Source organism: Mesorhizobium sp. A623, from assembly GCF_054489405.1.
In genome coordinates this window covers 1-14,410 of the sequence record NZ_JBTMXB010000013.1, presented here as the reverse complement: position 1 = coordinate 14,410, position 14,410 = coordinate 1, and the positions used below count along the sequence as shown (strand labels likewise).

15 protein-coding genes and 1 pseudogene are annotated in these 14,410 nt (G+C 60.2%); 10 read left to right on the top strand and 6 right to left on the bottom strand.

Going from position 1 to position 14,410, the window contains the following annotated elements; genetic code table 11:
* Positions 1 to 10: 10 nt before the first annotated feature.
* On the bottom strand, positions 11 to 457 hold the full coding sequence (locus tag ACX3P1_RS15025; RefSeq protein ID WP_459080398.1) for a putative pterin-binding protein: 447 nt from the start codon (positions 455 to 457) through the stop codon (positions 11 to 13).
* Positions 458 to 903: 446 nt separating this feature from the next.
* Between ACX3P1_RS15025 and ACX3P1_RS15020 the strand changes: the two genes are divergently transcribed.
* The 8 genes and pseudogenes from ACX3P1_RS15020 to ACX3P1_RS14985 all read left to right on the top strand — a co-directional run bounded on the left by ACX3P1_RS15020 (position 904) and on the right by ACX3P1_RS14985 (position 8,815).
* Positions 904 to 1,890, top strand: coding sequence for a hypothetical protein (locus tag ACX3P1_RS15020; RefSeq protein WP_459080397.1), 987 nt, complete (start codon positions 904 to 906; stop codon positions 1,888 to 1,890).
* Positions 1,891 to 1,927: 37 nt separating this feature from the next.
* Positions 1,928 to 2,947 carry a hypothetical protein gene (locus tag ACX3P1_RS15015; protein ID WP_459080396.1) on the top strand — a complete coding sequence of 340 codons (1,020 nt, stop codon included), beginning with the start codon at positions 1,928 to 1,930 and terminating at the stop codon, positions 2,945 to 2,947.
* Between the two features lie 44 nt (positions 2,948 to 2,991).
* Positions 2,992 to 4,704 carry a vWA domain-containing protein gene (locus ACX3P1_RS15010; RefSeq protein ID WP_459080395.1) on the top strand — a complete coding sequence of 571 codons (1,713 nt, stop codon included), beginning with the start codon at positions 2,992 to 2,994 and terminating at the stop codon, positions 4,702 to 4,704.
* A 23-nt stretch (positions 4,705 to 4,727) separates the two neighbouring features.
* Entirely contained in the window at positions 4,728 to 5,570 is an 843-nt protein-coding gene (locus ACX3P1_RS15005; protein ID WP_459080394.1) for a hypothetical protein, read from the top strand.
* 76 nt (positions 5,571 to 5,646) lie between these two features.
* Positions 5,647 to 6,141 carry a DUF805 domain-containing protein gene (locus ACX3P1_RS15000; protein ID WP_459080393.1) on the top strand — a complete coding sequence of 165 codons (495 nt, stop codon included), beginning with the start codon at positions 5,647 to 5,649 and terminating at the stop codon, positions 6,139 to 6,141.
* Positions 6,142 to 6,292: 151 nt separating this feature from the next.
* Positions 6,293 to 6,562 (top strand): annotated as a pseudogene (locus ACX3P1_RS14995) (transposase); the annotation flags it as partial.
* Positions 6,563 to 6,695: 133 nt separating this feature from the next.
* Entirely contained in the window at positions 6,696 to 7,775 is a 1,080-nt protein-coding gene (locus tag ACX3P1_RS14990; protein WP_459080392.1) for an IS1595 family transposase, read from the top strand.
* 98 nt (positions 7,776 to 7,873) lie between these two features.
* Positions 7,874 to 8,815, top strand: a complete 942-nt coding sequence (locus ACX3P1_RS14985) for an MYG1 family protein (protein WP_459080391.1) — start codon at positions 7,874 to 7,876, stop codon at positions 8,813 to 8,815.
* 9 nt (positions 8,816 to 8,824) lie between these two features.
* Here ACX3P1_RS14985 and ACX3P1_RS14980 read toward each other — a convergent pair whose 3' ends face one another.
* The gene (locus ACX3P1_RS14980) at positions 8,825 to 10,420 is read right to left on the bottom strand and encodes a serine hydrolase (protein WP_459080390.1); all 1,596 of its coding nucleotides are present in this window, start codon (positions 10,418 to 10,420) and stop codon (positions 8,825 to 8,827) included.
* A gap of 256 nt (positions 10,421 to 10,676) precedes the next feature.
* Here ACX3P1_RS14980 and ACX3P1_RS14975 point away from each other — a divergent pair, with 256 nt between their 5' ends.
* On the top strand, positions 10,677 to 10,958 hold the full coding sequence (locus tag ACX3P1_RS14975; RefSeq protein WP_459080389.1) for a hypothetical protein: 282 nt from the start codon (positions 10,677 to 10,679) through the stop codon (positions 10,956 to 10,958).
* Here ACX3P1_RS14975 and ACX3P1_RS14970 read toward each other — a convergent pair.
* From ACX3P1_RS14970 to ACX3P1_RS14960, 3 genes are all read right to left on the bottom strand, one after another.
* The gene (locus tag ACX3P1_RS14970; RefSeq protein ID WP_459080388.1) at positions 10,952 to 11,686 is read right to left on the bottom strand and encodes a carbonic anhydrase; all 735 of its coding nucleotides are present in this window, start codon (positions 11,684 to 11,686) and stop codon (positions 10,952 to 10,954) included. The genes ACX3P1_RS14975 and ACX3P1_RS14970 overlap by 7 nt on opposite strands.
* A 315-nt stretch (positions 11,687 to 12,001) precedes the next feature.
* Positions 12,002 to 12,247 carry a hypothetical protein gene (locus ACX3P1_RS14965; protein WP_459080519.1) on the bottom strand — a complete coding sequence of 82 codons (246 nt, stop codon included), beginning with the start codon at positions 12,245 to 12,247 and terminating at the stop codon, positions 12,002 to 12,004.
* Positions 12,147 to 12,398: a DUF6538 domain-containing protein gene (locus tag ACX3P1_RS14960; protein WP_459080512.1), complete on the bottom strand. Its 252-nt coding sequence runs from the start codon at positions 12,396 to 12,398 to the stop codon at positions 12,147 to 12,149. The genes ACX3P1_RS14965 and ACX3P1_RS14960 overlap by 101 nt, the downstream gene beginning before the upstream one ends.
* Before the next feature lie 650 nt (positions 12,399 to 13,048).
* Here ACX3P1_RS14960 and ACX3P1_RS14955 point away from each other — a divergent pair.
* A complete protein-coding gene (locus tag ACX3P1_RS14955; RefSeq protein ID WP_459080387.1) occupies positions 13,049 to 13,363 on the top strand; it encodes a hypothetical protein in 315 nt (104 codons plus the stop codon).
* A 225-nt stretch (positions 13,364 to 13,588) separates the two neighbouring features.
* Here ACX3P1_RS14955 and ACX3P1_RS14950 read toward each other — a convergent pair.
* Positions 13,589 to 14,410, bottom strand: an 822-nt coding sequence (locus tag ACX3P1_RS14950; protein WP_459080386.1) for a DUF2182 domain-containing protein, incomplete at its 5' end; no start/stop codon positions are given.

The following is a 14,410-nucleotide window of genomic DNA, read 5'->3' as shown; positions in this document are numbered from 1 at the left end:
CGCCGCTCTCTCACCGGACGTCCAGATGGTGCAACTGCCAGACCCAGCGAGAATCATATCTGATGTCCTGCAACACCGTGAAATCGTCGCGTGGATAAACGATCCAGTATGGCCCCTTGTCGCGCCGGGTAAGCTGCTCTCCATCCATTTGGAATGCCATCAGAACATCGAATTCCTCAAAATCGGTCACGGGTATGTCGACAACATAATCATTGAGAGCGCTTGCGGTGACGACCGTCCCGGCTGCACCGACGGCATCGAGCAAATCACGCATCAGGACGCCCTTGAACCGTTTGACGCCGTCTGCGACGACCGTCGTAGTCTCCAGCGTGCTCAGGGCAAGCGCCTCGATCATTGCGCGATCGAAACGGGCCTCGCCGTCGCCATTGGTGCGTTCGATATCGCCCGTAATACGCAGCAACACCTTGCCGGCCGGCTGCGGCAGATCTTTTGCCAAGGCCCCGGCCGGAAGTCCGAGCAGGACTGCGACCAGGAGGATAGGCCGGAAATATCGGGCAAATCCGGGTAGCCAGCGCGTGGACCCGTCATCCTTCGGGTTTTGAAAAGGTTCGCCGTTCCAACTCCGGTCCGTTCGATGTGCACGTTCAATTCGCATCCTCGCCCCCATAGCAGAGATCAGGCTACGTTCGGTCGATCACAAAATGCAAGGACGTGGGCGCCTGACTTTGTTCGAAGTGAAAATTCCTAAGATGAACCGACGCCTGCGAATTGACCTTCCCCAAGACAGGTTACTGAGAAGCGTGCAGCGATTTAATTCTCCTTTCCCGTCCGTTTAGACGGGGCGCCCGCCCTGATCTTTCTGGTACCGGAAGGCTGGGTTGCGAATCGCCGAGGGATCGCATTCGCCTATGGTCGAGGCGTGACACGCCTGTTGGGGGAGCAATGTGGGATTTTGAAATAGGCAAGGCGCTCAGCCTTATGTGGCGGACGCTGCCATTCGTCATCTTCCGCATGCTGGTCTATTTCGGCATCGCTGTCGCCTATGTCGTTGCCACGGGCGTTGGCGCCGGTGTCGGCTGGGGGATCGGAAATATCGGCGACGAGGGTTTTCGGGCAAGCGCCTCGCTATGGGGCGGGATCGCCGGCTTCGGAATTGTCGGCGTGGTCATGTACTGGCTGCGCGAATATATCCTGTATCTGGTCAAGGCGGGCCACATCGCGGTGCTGGTGGAACTGCTTGACGGCAAGCCCATGCCGGAAGGGCGTTCGCAGATATCCTATGCGCAATCGGTCGTCAGCGAGCGGTTCGCCGAGGCAAGTGTGCTGTTTGCGGTGGACCAGCTCGTCAAGGGCGTTCTCGCCGCCATCACCGGGCTGATGCGCGGCGTACTTTCGATCCTGCCGCTGCCGGGCATAAAACAGTTGGCCAGCATATTGCGCGCATTTTTGCGGATCGCCGTCGGCCTGATCGACGAGGTGATCTTCGCCTATGCCATCAGAACGGCTGCGACCAACCCGTGGGAGTCTGCCCGCACGGCCCTGATCCTCTATGGCCAGAACTACAAGCCGATGCTGAAGAACGCGGCGTGGATCGCCTTATTCGTCTATGGGCTGTCGTTTCTGGTTTTCCTTGTCATGCTCGCGCCGGCAATGGCCATCGTTTACCTGATACCGGGCGCGTGGGCGGCGGGCGGCGTGATCTTTGCGCTGTTGTTTGCATGGAGCGTGAAAGCTGCGCTGCTTGAGCCGTTTGCGATCGCCTGCATGATGCAGGCCTATTTCCGCGCCATCGACGGTCAGCGGCCGGACCCCGCATGGGAAGCGCGCCTCGACGAGCTGTCGGGGAAATTCCGTACTCTCAAGGACCGCGCGCTCGCCTGGTCGAAGCCGCGGGGCGCGCCGTCCGCGCTGGCGGCGAAGCTGCCATGACACTGAATGAATTGATCGGCGCGAACGGGAGAACCTGGTGACAGCGCATTGCAAACCTGCACATTCCAAATCTGCTTTCGCCATTTTCAGGCCGCACCGCATGGGCATAGCGGCGGTGGCGATCATACTGCAGGCGGGCTTGACCATGTCGTCGGCCCTCGCTGTCGTCCTGCCGGAAACGGTTACGAACGAGTTGGAGCAGCGTTTCGATGGCTTCGTCGGACAGGGTGGATTCACCGAGATCGATGCAGAGTCCCTGACCGAGGGGAACTGGTATGACCCGGCACGCTTCCCGCAAATAGGGTCTTCCGCTTTCCAGCCCGACGCCGCCATCGATCCGGTCACGAAAAGCATTCTGCTCGTGGAAAGCCGCGAGGCGCAGCTTCCCCACACCCGTTACCAGGTCACCTACCGGCTGTCAGCGGCATCCCCCGACTATCCCGATGTTCGATACGCCTATGTCGAGGTGACGAGGTTCAATCTCGGGCCTGCCGTCCACAAGGACGTTATTGGTGCGTATGGAGCCGAGAATGCCGCGCCTGAGAAGGTCTTCGGCATAGGCCCGCATATCACATGGCGTTTCATTGCCGGCGAAGTGATGGGGATGCGGGCGAGCGTCGTGCGCGCCAGCCGCAAGGAACTGAGCGATCGTGAGGCGCGAGCGGCCGATTGCCTGGGCGTGCCCTGCCTGTCACTCGACATCCCCGAGGGGCCGAGCGGGAAATGGCAGACGATATCGGCGCCCGATTTTGAGCTTCCCTTCTATCAAGAGACGGATGGCGCCATGCCGGGGCCGGCCGGTATTGCCGATTATCTGTTCTCCCATGCGACGCGCAATGGCGAGGAACCCGGCGACGGGGCCTTTGCCGACAGGCCGCAAATGGTTTTCGTCATTTCGATGAACATAAGTGGCCAGGAGCAGACGGCCTTCGGCCTTCTTCATCGACCCTGGCTGATGGACGACGCTATTTCCGACATCTGGACACAGCGTCTCCAGGTCGGCCGCGATCTGATCGAGTGGCACGAACTGACAGTCCACCGCCCAAGACGGCAATGAGAATGCGCGGCCCGTTCTTCCGAATTTTAAGAAGGTCTACCACCATGAACATTTTTGCGAAGTTTCTGGCTGTTTCGGCGTTGCTCGGCTTGAGCGTGCCGGCAATGGCTGCCGAGCGATCGATCATCGTCCTCGACGGGTCTGGCTCGATGTGGGGTCAGATCGAAGGCGTGCCTAAACTCGAGATCGCGCGTAGCGCCCTGCGTGATGTTCTGGAAAACGCGCCCGCCGGCCTTGAGCTGGGCCTCATGGCATATGGCCACCGGGAAAAGGGCAATTGCTCGGATATCGAGTTGCTGGTTCCGCCTCGTGCCAATTCCGTCCCGGAAATCATCGCCGCTGCCGACAATATGAAGTTTCTCGGCAAGACGCCGATCTCGGCCGCTGTAAGACAGGCCGCCGACGCCCTGCGCTTCACCGAAGACAAGGCGACGGTCATTCTCATTACCGATGGTATCGAGACGTGTGAGGCGGACCCATGCGCGCTTGCAGCCGACTTGGAAGAGCGCGGCATGGATTTTACCGCGCACGTCGTCGGGTTCGGCCTGTCGGAGGAAGAAGGCCAGCAGGTTTCATGCCTCGCCGAGAAGACGGGCGGGCGCTATTTTTCGGCCTATAATGCCGCCGAATTGACGCGCGCCATGGGTGAAACCGTGGCGGTGGTTCAAACCGAACCGGAACCGGTGCAAGAAAAATTGCCGGACGCAACCGTCGAAGCGCCCGCCGAGATCCCTGCCGGTGCGGACTTCGAGGTCGCCTGGACGGGCCCGGACAATCACGACGACTACATCACCATTGTCGAAAAGGGCGCGCCTGAGGATAAATATAACAGCTACGCCCGCACCAACCGGGGCTCGCCGGCAAATATCCGGGCACCCGACGCCGTCGGCGCCTACGAAATCCGCTATGTACTGAAGGAAACGAAGCGTGTGCTGGCCAGCCAGGACGTCACGCTGACGCCTGTTTCTTCAACGGTCGAAGCGCCCGCCGAGATTCCTGCCGGTTCGGACTTCGAGGTCGCCTGGACGGGGCCGGATAATCACGACGACTACATCACCATCGTCGAAAAGGGCGCGCCTGAGGATAAGTATAACAGCTACGCCCGCACCAACCGCGGCTCGCCGGCGAAGATCCGGGCACCCGACGCCGTCGGCGCCTACGAAATCCGCTATGTGGTGCAACAGTCCAAGCGCGTTCTGGCAAGCCAGACGGTCACGCTGACGCCCGTATCGGCGACCCTCGAAATCCTGAACACGCCCGTTCCGGGAGGCGCCGTCGAAATTGCCTGGACGGGCCCGGACAGTCACGACGACTACATTACCGTCGTCGAGAAGGGCGCGCCTGAGGATAAGTATAACGACTACGCCCGCACCAACCGCGGCTCGCCGGCGAAGATCACTATGCCGAAAGCCGTCGGCGCCTACGAAATCCGCTATGTGGTGCAACAGTCCAAGCGCGTGCTGGCCAGCATCCCAGTGCCGCTGGCGGAGGCGGCAGCCACCCTCTCGGCACCGGGCTCCGCGGCGGCTGGCGCGACGATCACCGTCGCATGGACCGGCCCGGCCAATTGGGAGGACTTCATCGAAATCGTGCCGGCCGATGCGCCTGCCGATACCAAGCCGCTGCGCGAGACGCGAACGTCTCAGGGAAGCCCGCTATCGATCTTCGCGCCGTCATCACTCGGAGAATACCTGATCCGCTACAAGATGCGCGGCACAGGTGAAATGGCGGCGCAGATCCCACTGATCGTCGAATAGCTGAATCACCGCGCGCTTCCGCGGTGGCAGTCAGGCGCCGACACCAAGAAACATATAGTCAGGATCGAACCATGCCTAACGGCCCAATCTCACAGCCCAGCAATCGATCGGCGACGACTTTTCCATCCATAGGCTGTCTCGCACTTGCCTGCTTTCTGGGGCTTGGCCTGATCGGGTGCAGCGATGCATCGAGCGAGGCGTCGTCCGAAGATCAGACTGTTTCCAGTGACTCGCAGGTGAATACCGACTCCACAGCCAGTTCAGCGGTCTTCGATGCGGCGTTGGAGGAAACGCCATGTGAGATCGTGCCGAAGGAGTTGGTCGCCAAAACGTTCAACGTGCCCGCCGATCAGCTTGAGGTGTCGGACGCCAGCTCTTCCACATGCGCCTATGATTGGAAGGGGGACAAGGAGATGCTGGAAGTGAGCCTTGGAGTCGATGTCTTCGACACAGCAGAGGCGGCTTCGAGCAATTTCCGTAGTGTCACACGCGGCATGTCCGCCAAGGAAGTCTCCGATGCTATGGATGGCATCGTGAATAAGGCCAAAGAAAAGGTAGAACTCGACAGCGGGACCAAGCAGGGCGCGGCCAAGCAGCTTTCCAGCGCGGTCGGCGGCAAGGGGCTTCACTTCGAGGATGTGGAGGGTGTTGCAGATGAGGCCCGTTTCGGGACGAGGTTCGGAACGCTCTATGTCCGGCAGGGCAATCTGCAACTTCGCCTGAGCGCCTATCACGGCCACGGCATGATGCCGTCGGAACCGGGCAAATCGATAATGACGGCAATCAAGGAATGGCAAAAAGAAACCATGTCGGCCCGCAAGCAGCAGAGCGCCGAACTGGCAAAGGCCATTGTCGCGGCGCTGTGACCGCAGATCCGGAGGCCCAAACTACCCTCTGGCGACACCCACGACCCTTACGACCATCCGAAACAGGAGGCACGAAATGGACTTTCGCTATCTCTACACATCATTCGACGGGCGCATCAATCGCAAGCCCTTCTGGATTGCCTGCCTGATCATGGTTGTGGCGGCGGTGATCCTTTCCATCGTGATCGTCATGCCGCTTTCAGCGGTCAGTTCGACGCTGGGAGCCGTGGCAAGTCTGATCCTGTCTCTGGCATTTCTTTATCCCGCTGTCGCCGTTGGGGTGAAGCGGCTTCACGATCAGGGCAAGCCAGGCCTTCGCATGGCGGTTTTCATGGCACCTGGCCTGATAACGCAGATCGGCGATCTCCTTGGCATCACCGGAAGCGAGCAGATGCTCGCCGGACAGAGCATCTATCTTCCCAATACGCTGGGATGGGCTCTCAACATTGTAACGCTCGTCATCGGGATTTGGGCACTGGTGACGCTCGGCTTCCGAAAGGGCATGAGCGGCCCCAACGCATACGGTCCAGATCCTTTGATGGGCGAGGCTCCGCAAGCGACAGCGGGTTAATAGGAACGTCCGCACGTGAGAGGGGGCGACATAAACCTTGAAAAACCTAGCCGGCAGGCGCGCTTGAACCAGTTTGGTTATCTCTTCAAGCGGTGCTGTCACGTCGATTTTTCGTCAACCGTAAGTCAACGCTTGAAGGACTGGGCCAAGCGCGCAGATGATCCTCGACACCGTGCGCAAGCGCTGGCCGTGGCTCAAGCACCTCTTCGCCGACGGCGCCTATGATCGCACGAAACTTATGGACAAGGCCGCCTTCCTCGACTTCACCATCGAGATCGTCAAACGCTCCGATGCCGCCGTCGGCTTCGAGGTCCTCCCGCGCCGATGGGTCGTTGAACGCACCTTCGGGTGGATGACAAGGTGGCGACGCCTCGTGCGCGATTATCCACTGGGATCAGAGGTCGCTCCCCGGAAATCATGAGACACAAGCAAACTTAGTTCATGCTTCGTTCGACCTTAGCGTACGAGGCGTTTATCAACGAAAGACAGCGTAACGTTGCAATCGCAAGATATTGGTGCGATTCTCACCGGGGTGAAAAATCCGGGAGACGGCAATGTCCGATGCGGTGCATACGATCCTCTCATCGATCCGAACGGTAGACGATATGGTCATGGCTTTCGCAGATGAAGAGCGATGCCGACGCTTGCTCGAGGCGATGGTCTGGCCTGATGGTCGAGCCTGCCCAGCTTGCGGGTCCAGGCGTTCGATCGCGCTTGCGGGCCGCGATACCGGCAGACACCGGGCACGGCCCGGCCTCTATCAATGCTCGGGTGGTGATTGCCGGTTCCAGTTCACAGTGACCACGCGGACGCCGCTGCATTCTACCAAGCTTCCGCTAGGCATCTGGCTCAAGGCGATGTGGCTCATCCTGCAATCCGACAAGGGTCTGTCCTCGGTGCGATTGGCAGAGGCGCTCGGTGTTAGCCAGCCGACGGCATGGCGATTGGGCCATGCCCTGCGACTGATGATGGCACCGATCAACCGACTGGGTGGCACGATCGAGATCGACGGCTTCTACTTTGGAGGCGAACCGAAGAAGGGTGCGGACGGCCCTGCCCCTGGACGGGGGCGGAAGGGGCTTCGCAAGACCTTGAAAACGCCCGTACTCGCCGTTGTGCAGAGACCAGCCGACGACTCACCAGGCTCTCCGGCCGGGGCCGCGCGAGCTTCTGTCGTGAAGAATCTCTCGGCGAATGAAGCCGCTCGCGTGCTGGAAAAGGACGTCCAACGCACCGCCCACCTGATCAGCGACGAGTGGAAAGCGTTCGTGGCTCTGGGACATAATTTCGTGGCCCACGACACCGTCCGACACTCGAAGCAGGAATATGTTCGCGGTGATGTCCACGCCAATTCGGCGGAGGGCTTCAACTCAAGGGTGCGGCGCACCGTCGCCGGCGTGTTCCATCATATCAGCCCAGAACACGCCGATCTGTATTTCCATGAAATCGGCTTCCGCTGGTCGCAGCGCGTGGCCGGCAATAAGGTTGACCGAAGAACACGCAATGGCCGGATGACATCTCGACGTCTTTGGTCCCGGATCGCCCCGGCCCTCCAAATCCAGCACCTTCTGCGTAGTGCGTCAGGGCAGCAGATCAGACGATCATCGATAGGTGGGATCGTGATAAATCCGTGACGGCTGTCTTTCGTTGATAAACGCCGCGTACGATTTTGAGCAGATCTTGTTCTGACCCCTGCAAGCGGATCCTCCGCGAACACAAGGTATGTCCCGGCATGATCCTAGATTTCCTTGTCACCCATTCCGGTGGCTTCCATGCCGACGAACTGCTGTCCAGCGTTGTCTTGACACAGCTTTTCCCGCAGGCTCGTCTGATCCGCAGCAGGGCGCCGGAATGGATCACACCTGGCCTGGACCGCATCGTCTACGATGTGGGCGGCCTCTACGACGCTAACGCGCAGATATTCGATCACCATCAGCGCGGCGCGCCGCTGCGCGAGGATGGCCAACCCTACAGCTCGTTCGGATTGATCTGGAAGCATTATGGCCGTGACTATCTTGTCGCCTCAGGCCTTCCCGAAGCTCATATTGAGGCAGTCCACGCCTCGTTCGATACGAGTTTTGTGCTCCCGGTCGATCTGGTGGACAATGGTGCACTCAGCCCCCCTGGGCCGCTGGCAGGGCTCACGCTGCCAGCTCTGCTGGAAACCCTGAAGCCGGTTTTTGATGAGACCGGCCCCGTAGCCGAAGATGGCGCGTTCCATACTGCCCTGACGATCGCCCGCAGTTTCGTCGAGGCGAGTATCGCCCGCAGTGCCGCAGAATTTCGGGCCGAGGCTGTTGTGCATCGGGCCATCGAGGCTGCAGGGCAGGGGCGTATTCTAGAGCTTCCCATGGGCATGCCGTTCCGTCCTGCCATCGTGAGGGCGTGCGCCGATCATCTGCTGTTCGTGGTCCATCCGCGCGAAAAGGATTGGTGCCTGACCACGATCCGTCGGGCGGACGAAGGGTTTGAGGTGAGGGCAGATCTTCCCGCGGCTTGGGCCGGTCTGACCAATGGCGATCTGGAGGCGGCATGCGGCGTGGCGGGCGCGAGCTTTTGCCACAATGGCTGCTTCATCGCCGCCGCCAAGACCCGCGAGGCTGCTCTCGCCATGGCAGAGTTCGCGGTAAGGGAGGCTATTTCCAGCAAGCTCGGGTCAGTTGGCGACAACTGAGCGGCCACGCTACCGGCGCGCAAAGACGCCATTGTCGATGTCCTCGCTGAAGTACTCGATCTGAAGTTCGCCATAGCCCTCGGCACTGGGCTTGAATGCAATGGTCGACACCGACCCCTGACTGGCGTTCTCGCTGAACAACTCGAAGGTGAACACGTCGGCGTCCCAGTGCTTTAGCGGGAACGACATGCCGCCCGGTCCGAGCCGCATCGCCAGCCCGGCGTCCGTCTCCTCGATCGTTGCTTCGCCGTAGAAATTGTTGGCGAAGACCCCAACATAGGCGCCCCGTTCAGCGGCCGGTGCCGCGTTGGCGGGCGGGTTTTGGCCAACCAGCGATCCGAACGGCGTATAGAGGCCCGACATCAGGCCCGAATAGGCTGCATACCAGTCCCGCGTCACCTCGCCGAACTGGACAAGATCGGCAAATGCGGCCGCCACCGCTTCGGCGGCGCCGGCCGGCGCGGCATTGGTCAGGACCACGATCCCGACATCGGCGGACGGAATCATCGTGAAACTGGTGCCGGCGCCGAGCAGAAAGGCGCCGGAATGCGACAGGGTGGTGCGGCCGGACGGCGCCACGGCGACGTTGAAACCGTGCCCATAAAAGCTGGCCCTTTCGGATGGGGAGCGCGGTGGCGCGGACACGATCTGCGGCGACAGCGCCGGGAGCAGCGCTTCCTCGGCAATGAAGACTTCGCCGTCGAGGTCGCCGTCCTGCAGAATCATCGCCATCCACTTCGCCAGATCGTTGACTGACGAACTGACGCCTCCGGCGGGCGATTGCGCATCGGGCTGCCGTCGATAGGCTGCGGTATAGGTGCCATTGACCAGGGCGTGCCCCGATGCCCGGTTCTCGCGCGCGAGGAAATCGTCGAACCGGGAACTGGTGGATCCCATGCCCAGGGGCTCGTACAACGCCTCTTCCGACAGCGTCTCCCAGTCGATCTGCGCAGCGGCAGCGACGGCTTCCGCGCCCAGCGTCATGCCAAAATTGGTGTAGGCGTATTGGTCGCGGAATGGACCCAATGGCGCAAACCGAAGGCGCTCCAGGATTTCACGGCGGTCGTAGCCGAGGTCCTCGAGCTGGTCGCCAACGTGATCCTGCAGCCCCGAGCGGTGCGCATAGAGATCTCCGACGGTGACGTGCTCTGTCACCCACTCGTCCGAGAGAGCCAGCCAGGGCAGGTACACGGATACCGGTGTGTTCCACGCGATCACGCCCGCGCTCACCTGGCGCGCCACCACCGTGGCCCCGATCGACTTGGACACCGAGGCCAGCTGGAACACCGTGTCGGCGTCGACCGCCGCCCCCTCGCCTGCCTTGCGCACGCCGAAACCCTCAGCGTAGACGGTTTCCCCATCCTTCACCACGGCGACGGCCATGCCCGGAATGCCGGACCGCTCCATGATCTCAGCAGCCAGTTCATCGAGCTTCGCGACGGCCGCTTCTATCTGCCCGGGCGGAATAGGAATCACCGTCGCGCTGGAGGGAGGCGTCGCCGGATCGACGGAGACCGCGAAGGCCAATGCGGGGGTCAGTTGCAGGGCCAGGCCGAACGCGGCCATCCGCGACAGAAATGTAGTGGGACTGAAAAGATGGCGCATGATGGGCCTCATCCACAGTGGACAATCAGGACGAGGGCATTTGCCGGTCGCCAACGACGTGCTCGACCGGCGCGATATCATCGTCGCGCGCATATGAGCTGGAAAACAGTACATCCGTTGTCCCGGATTCGTCTAAACAAGTTTGATAAAGTGCGACGAATCTGGAAGCCGGAGGCGTGGCAGTAAGGATGAGCTAGATCGGAGATGTCCATGGGACTGTCCTCTCCAACCCTCCCTCCACCTCCCGCTTCACTCGGTGCCGAGCAACACAGCCTACGCGAAAGATCACGGATCAGGCGTCACGCTGGCGCGGCTGCTGGCGCCGCGGATTCTCGCGGTTCTCCTCGCCCTGGTCGGCATCCTCCTCGCTGACGGCGGCGGACAGCTCCTCCTCGGCGGCTCCTTCTACTACCTTATTACCGGCCTCGCCGTGATCGCCAGCGCCATTTTCCTCTGGCACGGCAGCATATTGGGCGTCTGGATCTTCGCCGCCCGGGCGCAGACCGTACGCGGTCTGCTGACCTACGGCGTCTACTGAACAATGATACGGGCGTTTAGCGGCTGTACCGGCCGATTGGTATGGCTGCCCATCACCTTGGTAAATACAGCAATTTGCTCCTGCGATGCCGAAAGGGGCGTCTTCAGTACAAACCAGCGCACGCCTTCAGAACAGGGCGGCGTCGTGAGCGATCCGTTAAAACGATAATATTGCAATGCCCCCGGTAATAGCCCGGCAGCCTTGAAGCCCGGCCTCAACACCGTCTGAGCATTTTGCCCAACTGGCATTTGCGCCCAAAGTTCGCTTAACGCCGCATTTGGCTCGCCGCGCTCGAACAGAACCCCAACCACGGCAAGATTACCGTCCGAATCCGCATGCACCAAATGAGCTTCAAGCGGATACGCTTTACCCTCAACCTCATTCTCGCCAGGTGCATGGAAGTGCACCTGCTTCAATACGAAACTATCGCCCTCAACAACCAGCGTGCTGCCCGGCTCAAAATCGACCTGGATCGTATGGCCGTTATTTACAATTGCCCCACCGCTCTCGGTATAGCGCAATTGCAGTGGCTCCAGCGACGCCCCGATCGCTCCGGTTATATTAACGGGCGACTGATTCCGGCCCAGCTCGCACAAACCATAGTCCGCGTTCAAAGCCCCCCAGTGTGTCGGCCCCGCTTCACCCGCATATCCCCAGTGCGTTCCGGCCGCAGTGGCCATTCCCCCAGACAGAAAAAGAGCCGTCACCCCAGCAAATAATCGTCTCATCAACTTCGCCCCTCATTTATTATTTATTGGCAAAAGCCAGGAAAAAAGCACCACGAGCATAACGGCATCCCGACAACACGTCACGCGCCGCCGTGAAATTGTCGCCACTGAACAACTGGAAATCGGATCCCGCCCACCGCATGCCCGAAGCATGAGGCGTCGGCGTCCGGTGCTGGTGCAGCGAGTCGCATGCGCCGTTCAGCCTGTTGAATTCGGAGATGCAAGACCTTCTGACGGCTATCATTGTCAAGCAACAGCCCTTTATCTCGCAGCCATGCGTCCACCTCGGCGACGTTCCGATTGACCAGAAGACGCTCAAAAAAAAGCGAGACTGGCTTTGGGATTGGCCCCCATCGGGAAAACCCGCACCGTCTTTGGACGGAGAAAGGCTTGGTCGAACAAGAGTTTTCCAATCCGTCCCGGAACCTGGTCGGGGTCATCGCCGTATTTCTCGACCATTTCACGGTAGATTTCTCCCGCGATACCCTCCGCCTGTCGATGTGAAAGAGACTGTACGCCTTCGGCTAGTCTTAGCCAGCGAAGCTCGACCGCTGCCGCCACGCGAGCGTGTTCGATCTTTGCAATCTGGGGGTCGCGTGTCCGATAGAGAAACCTTCTCTTCAAGCTTCCCCACATGTTCGCGCAGCGTGTTGGGGACGCGCTTGCGAAACCAATAGATTCCCGTTTTCGGATGCTTGAAGGGCCGCGCCATTAAAAGAACCATGTGTATCGCCGTTGTGTACCACTGCGACGGTTGAAGAATCCTTACAGCCCAAAGAGTTGAGCATTATCAGCTATTTAAGGGGGTGAATGGCGGAGAGGGCGCCCTTTCCCAGTTGCTGGAGAGGGCATGATTTATACAGCCTGCCTGCCAGTGACATGATTGCCTTCGAGCCTGATTCAAATCACCAGTTCGACTTCCTGTCAGCAGTGTAATTGGCATATTTATGTTGCTGGCCAGCCCACCCTCTTGAGCAAGAAATTATGCTGCGGCTAGTTGACAACCGAGCCCATTTCACCCGAGATCTTCGGTATCAGGGCGCATAGTTCAGCGGCGTTTCTGCTAGAGGTACAACGAGTCGGGCTACAATTTTTATTGTCCCCCGATACAGACTTCGCGATCCGGTCTGCGCGAATGCAGCCTGTAAAATGCTCTTCAAGAGCAGGTCGTGCGGCGCTTCATCCCTTTGTGATGCATTGCTGGTGCGTCATCAGGATGGAGTTGGTGCTTCGATCATCTTCAACAACGCAATCCGCTTGCGTTGGGGATGTGGTCGATCATCACGTTGGCTTCCTGCTTATTGATCCGACCATTCCCCATCGCAAGCGATAAGGAAACCGCAGGCGCTAAGGAATATGGTTATGGCGAAGAACGCCGCCCCCCGGACAAGTAAGCTTTCACTTGAACAGACCTACCTTTCTCTGACTGATCATCTGGTCAGGGATTATGATTTGTCGTTCAATTTCCTGGAGAATCCAGAGAAACCACGCTCCCCCCGTCAGCAGACGGCGACCTATCAACCATCCGACCTGCTTACTCCTGAACAGGCGGCTGCGGTGTCCCCACTGCGCGCCATGCGCGAAGAGTTTCTGAATTGCGTCGCCCAATCTCTATATTCATATGATGATGAACGTCGGCTTTCGAGACGGGCCGGGAACTGTGCGAAGACCAGTTAGAGGGCGCATAGCCGTCGGTACTGCGTTAATATGAATGTCCGCTTCCGGGCAAGCACGAAACGGATGTCTACGTCCGACATGAGGTCGAAACCTGCCGGATTGCGAACCCAACGCCGCAGCCGCATGCAGGGATGGCTCGATGTGGTGGATAGCCTCGCAGTTGCACGCTTCATAATAAGGGCCCGCCACGCTGTAGGGCATTCCGCCTCTCCGATTCCCTGCGACCTAAATGTAACTCGCCGTGGCAAGCGCCCCACCCCATAAGATCAAGCCGGCGCCCACCACCCAGTCGAAGCGCCAGCGCGCCGGCATGATCTTTTCAGAGAGCACCAGGGCCGCCAGCAACGCCATCCAGATCAAATTCATGGTGCCGACGACGAACATCACCGCCATCAGCGCCCAGCAGCATCCGACGCAATACATCCCGTATCTCAATCCGACGACGAGCGCGCCGGCCGCGCCGTCGCGCCATTCATGCATCAGGAAGGCGAAAGGCGTCCTGCACTTGGAGATACAGGCGCTTTTGAGCGCGGAAAACTGGAATAGCCCGGCAGCGACCAGGATCGCCGCGTTGATCGCCGTCGAGGTGCTTTCGCCCATGGGCGTCAGCAGTGCGGTGCGTGACAGGCCCCATTGCGCCAGCGCGGCGGGAACACAGAAACCCAGCCAGGCCAGCGCATAGCCGACAACGAACATCGCCGTCAGCCGTCCGCTCGCCGAAACACCGCGTCGGCCCGCCAGCATCATGAATACGGAGACTGCGGGCACCGCCGACGGCAGCATCATTGCCGCCATCATCACCGCCCACATGGCGAAGACTATGAGAAGCGCGGCAAGGCCTGCCGCGGCGGGCATCGCCATGCCGTGCATAGCCGACATGCCGGCGTTCATGCGCAGCATGTAGAGCCAGCCGAGCGCGACGATCGCCGCCATTCCGGTCCAGACCGCAGCGCGGCCGGACCGGATGCTGTCTCGTAGCAACGACATTCCCGTCATCGTCAGGCGGCTGATGCGTAGTGGAAGTCGGACATGAAGCCGTTGCGACCA

What these genes read in the sequence shown, in the direction of transcription:
- ACX3P1_RS15020 (WP_459080397.1), top strand. Translation starts at nt 904, where the DNA reads ATGTGGGATTTTGAAATAGGCAAGGCGCTCAGCCTTATGTGGCGGACG.
- ACX3P1_RS15010 (WP_459080395.1), top strand. Translation starts at nt 2,992, where the DNA reads ATGAACATTTTTGCGAAGTTTCTGGCTGTTTCGGCGTTGCTCGGCTTG.
- ACX3P1_RS15000 (WP_459080393.1), top strand. Translation starts at nt 5,647, where the DNA reads ATGGACTTTCGCTATCTCTACACATCATTCGACGGGCGCATCAATCGC.
- ACX3P1_RS14990 (WP_459080392.1), top strand. Translation starts at nt 6,696, where the DNA reads ATGTCCGATGCGGTGCATACGATCCTCTCATCGATCCGAACGGTAGAC.
- ACX3P1_RS14985 (WP_459080391.1), top strand. Translation starts at nt 7,874, where the DNA reads ATGATCCTAGATTTCCTTGTCACCCATTCCGGTGGCTTCCATGCCGAC.
- ACX3P1_RS14980 (WP_459080390.1), bottom strand. Translation starts at nt 10,420, where the DNA reads ATGCGCCATCTTTTCAGTCCCACTACATTTCTGTCGCGGATGGCCGCG.
- ACX3P1_RS14970 (WP_459080388.1), bottom strand. Translation starts at nt 11,686, where the DNA reads ATGAGACGATTATTTGCTGGGGTGACGGCTCTTTTTCTGTCTGGGGGA.
- ACX3P1_RS14960 (WP_459080512.1), bottom strand. Translation starts at nt 12,398, where the DNA reads ATGGCGCGGCCCTTCAAGCATCCGAAAACGGGAATCTATTGGTTTCGC.
- ACX3P1_RS14955 (WP_459080387.1), top strand. Translation starts at nt 13,049, where the DNA reads ATGGCGAAGAACGCCGCCCCCCGGACAAGTAAGCTTTCACTTGAACAG.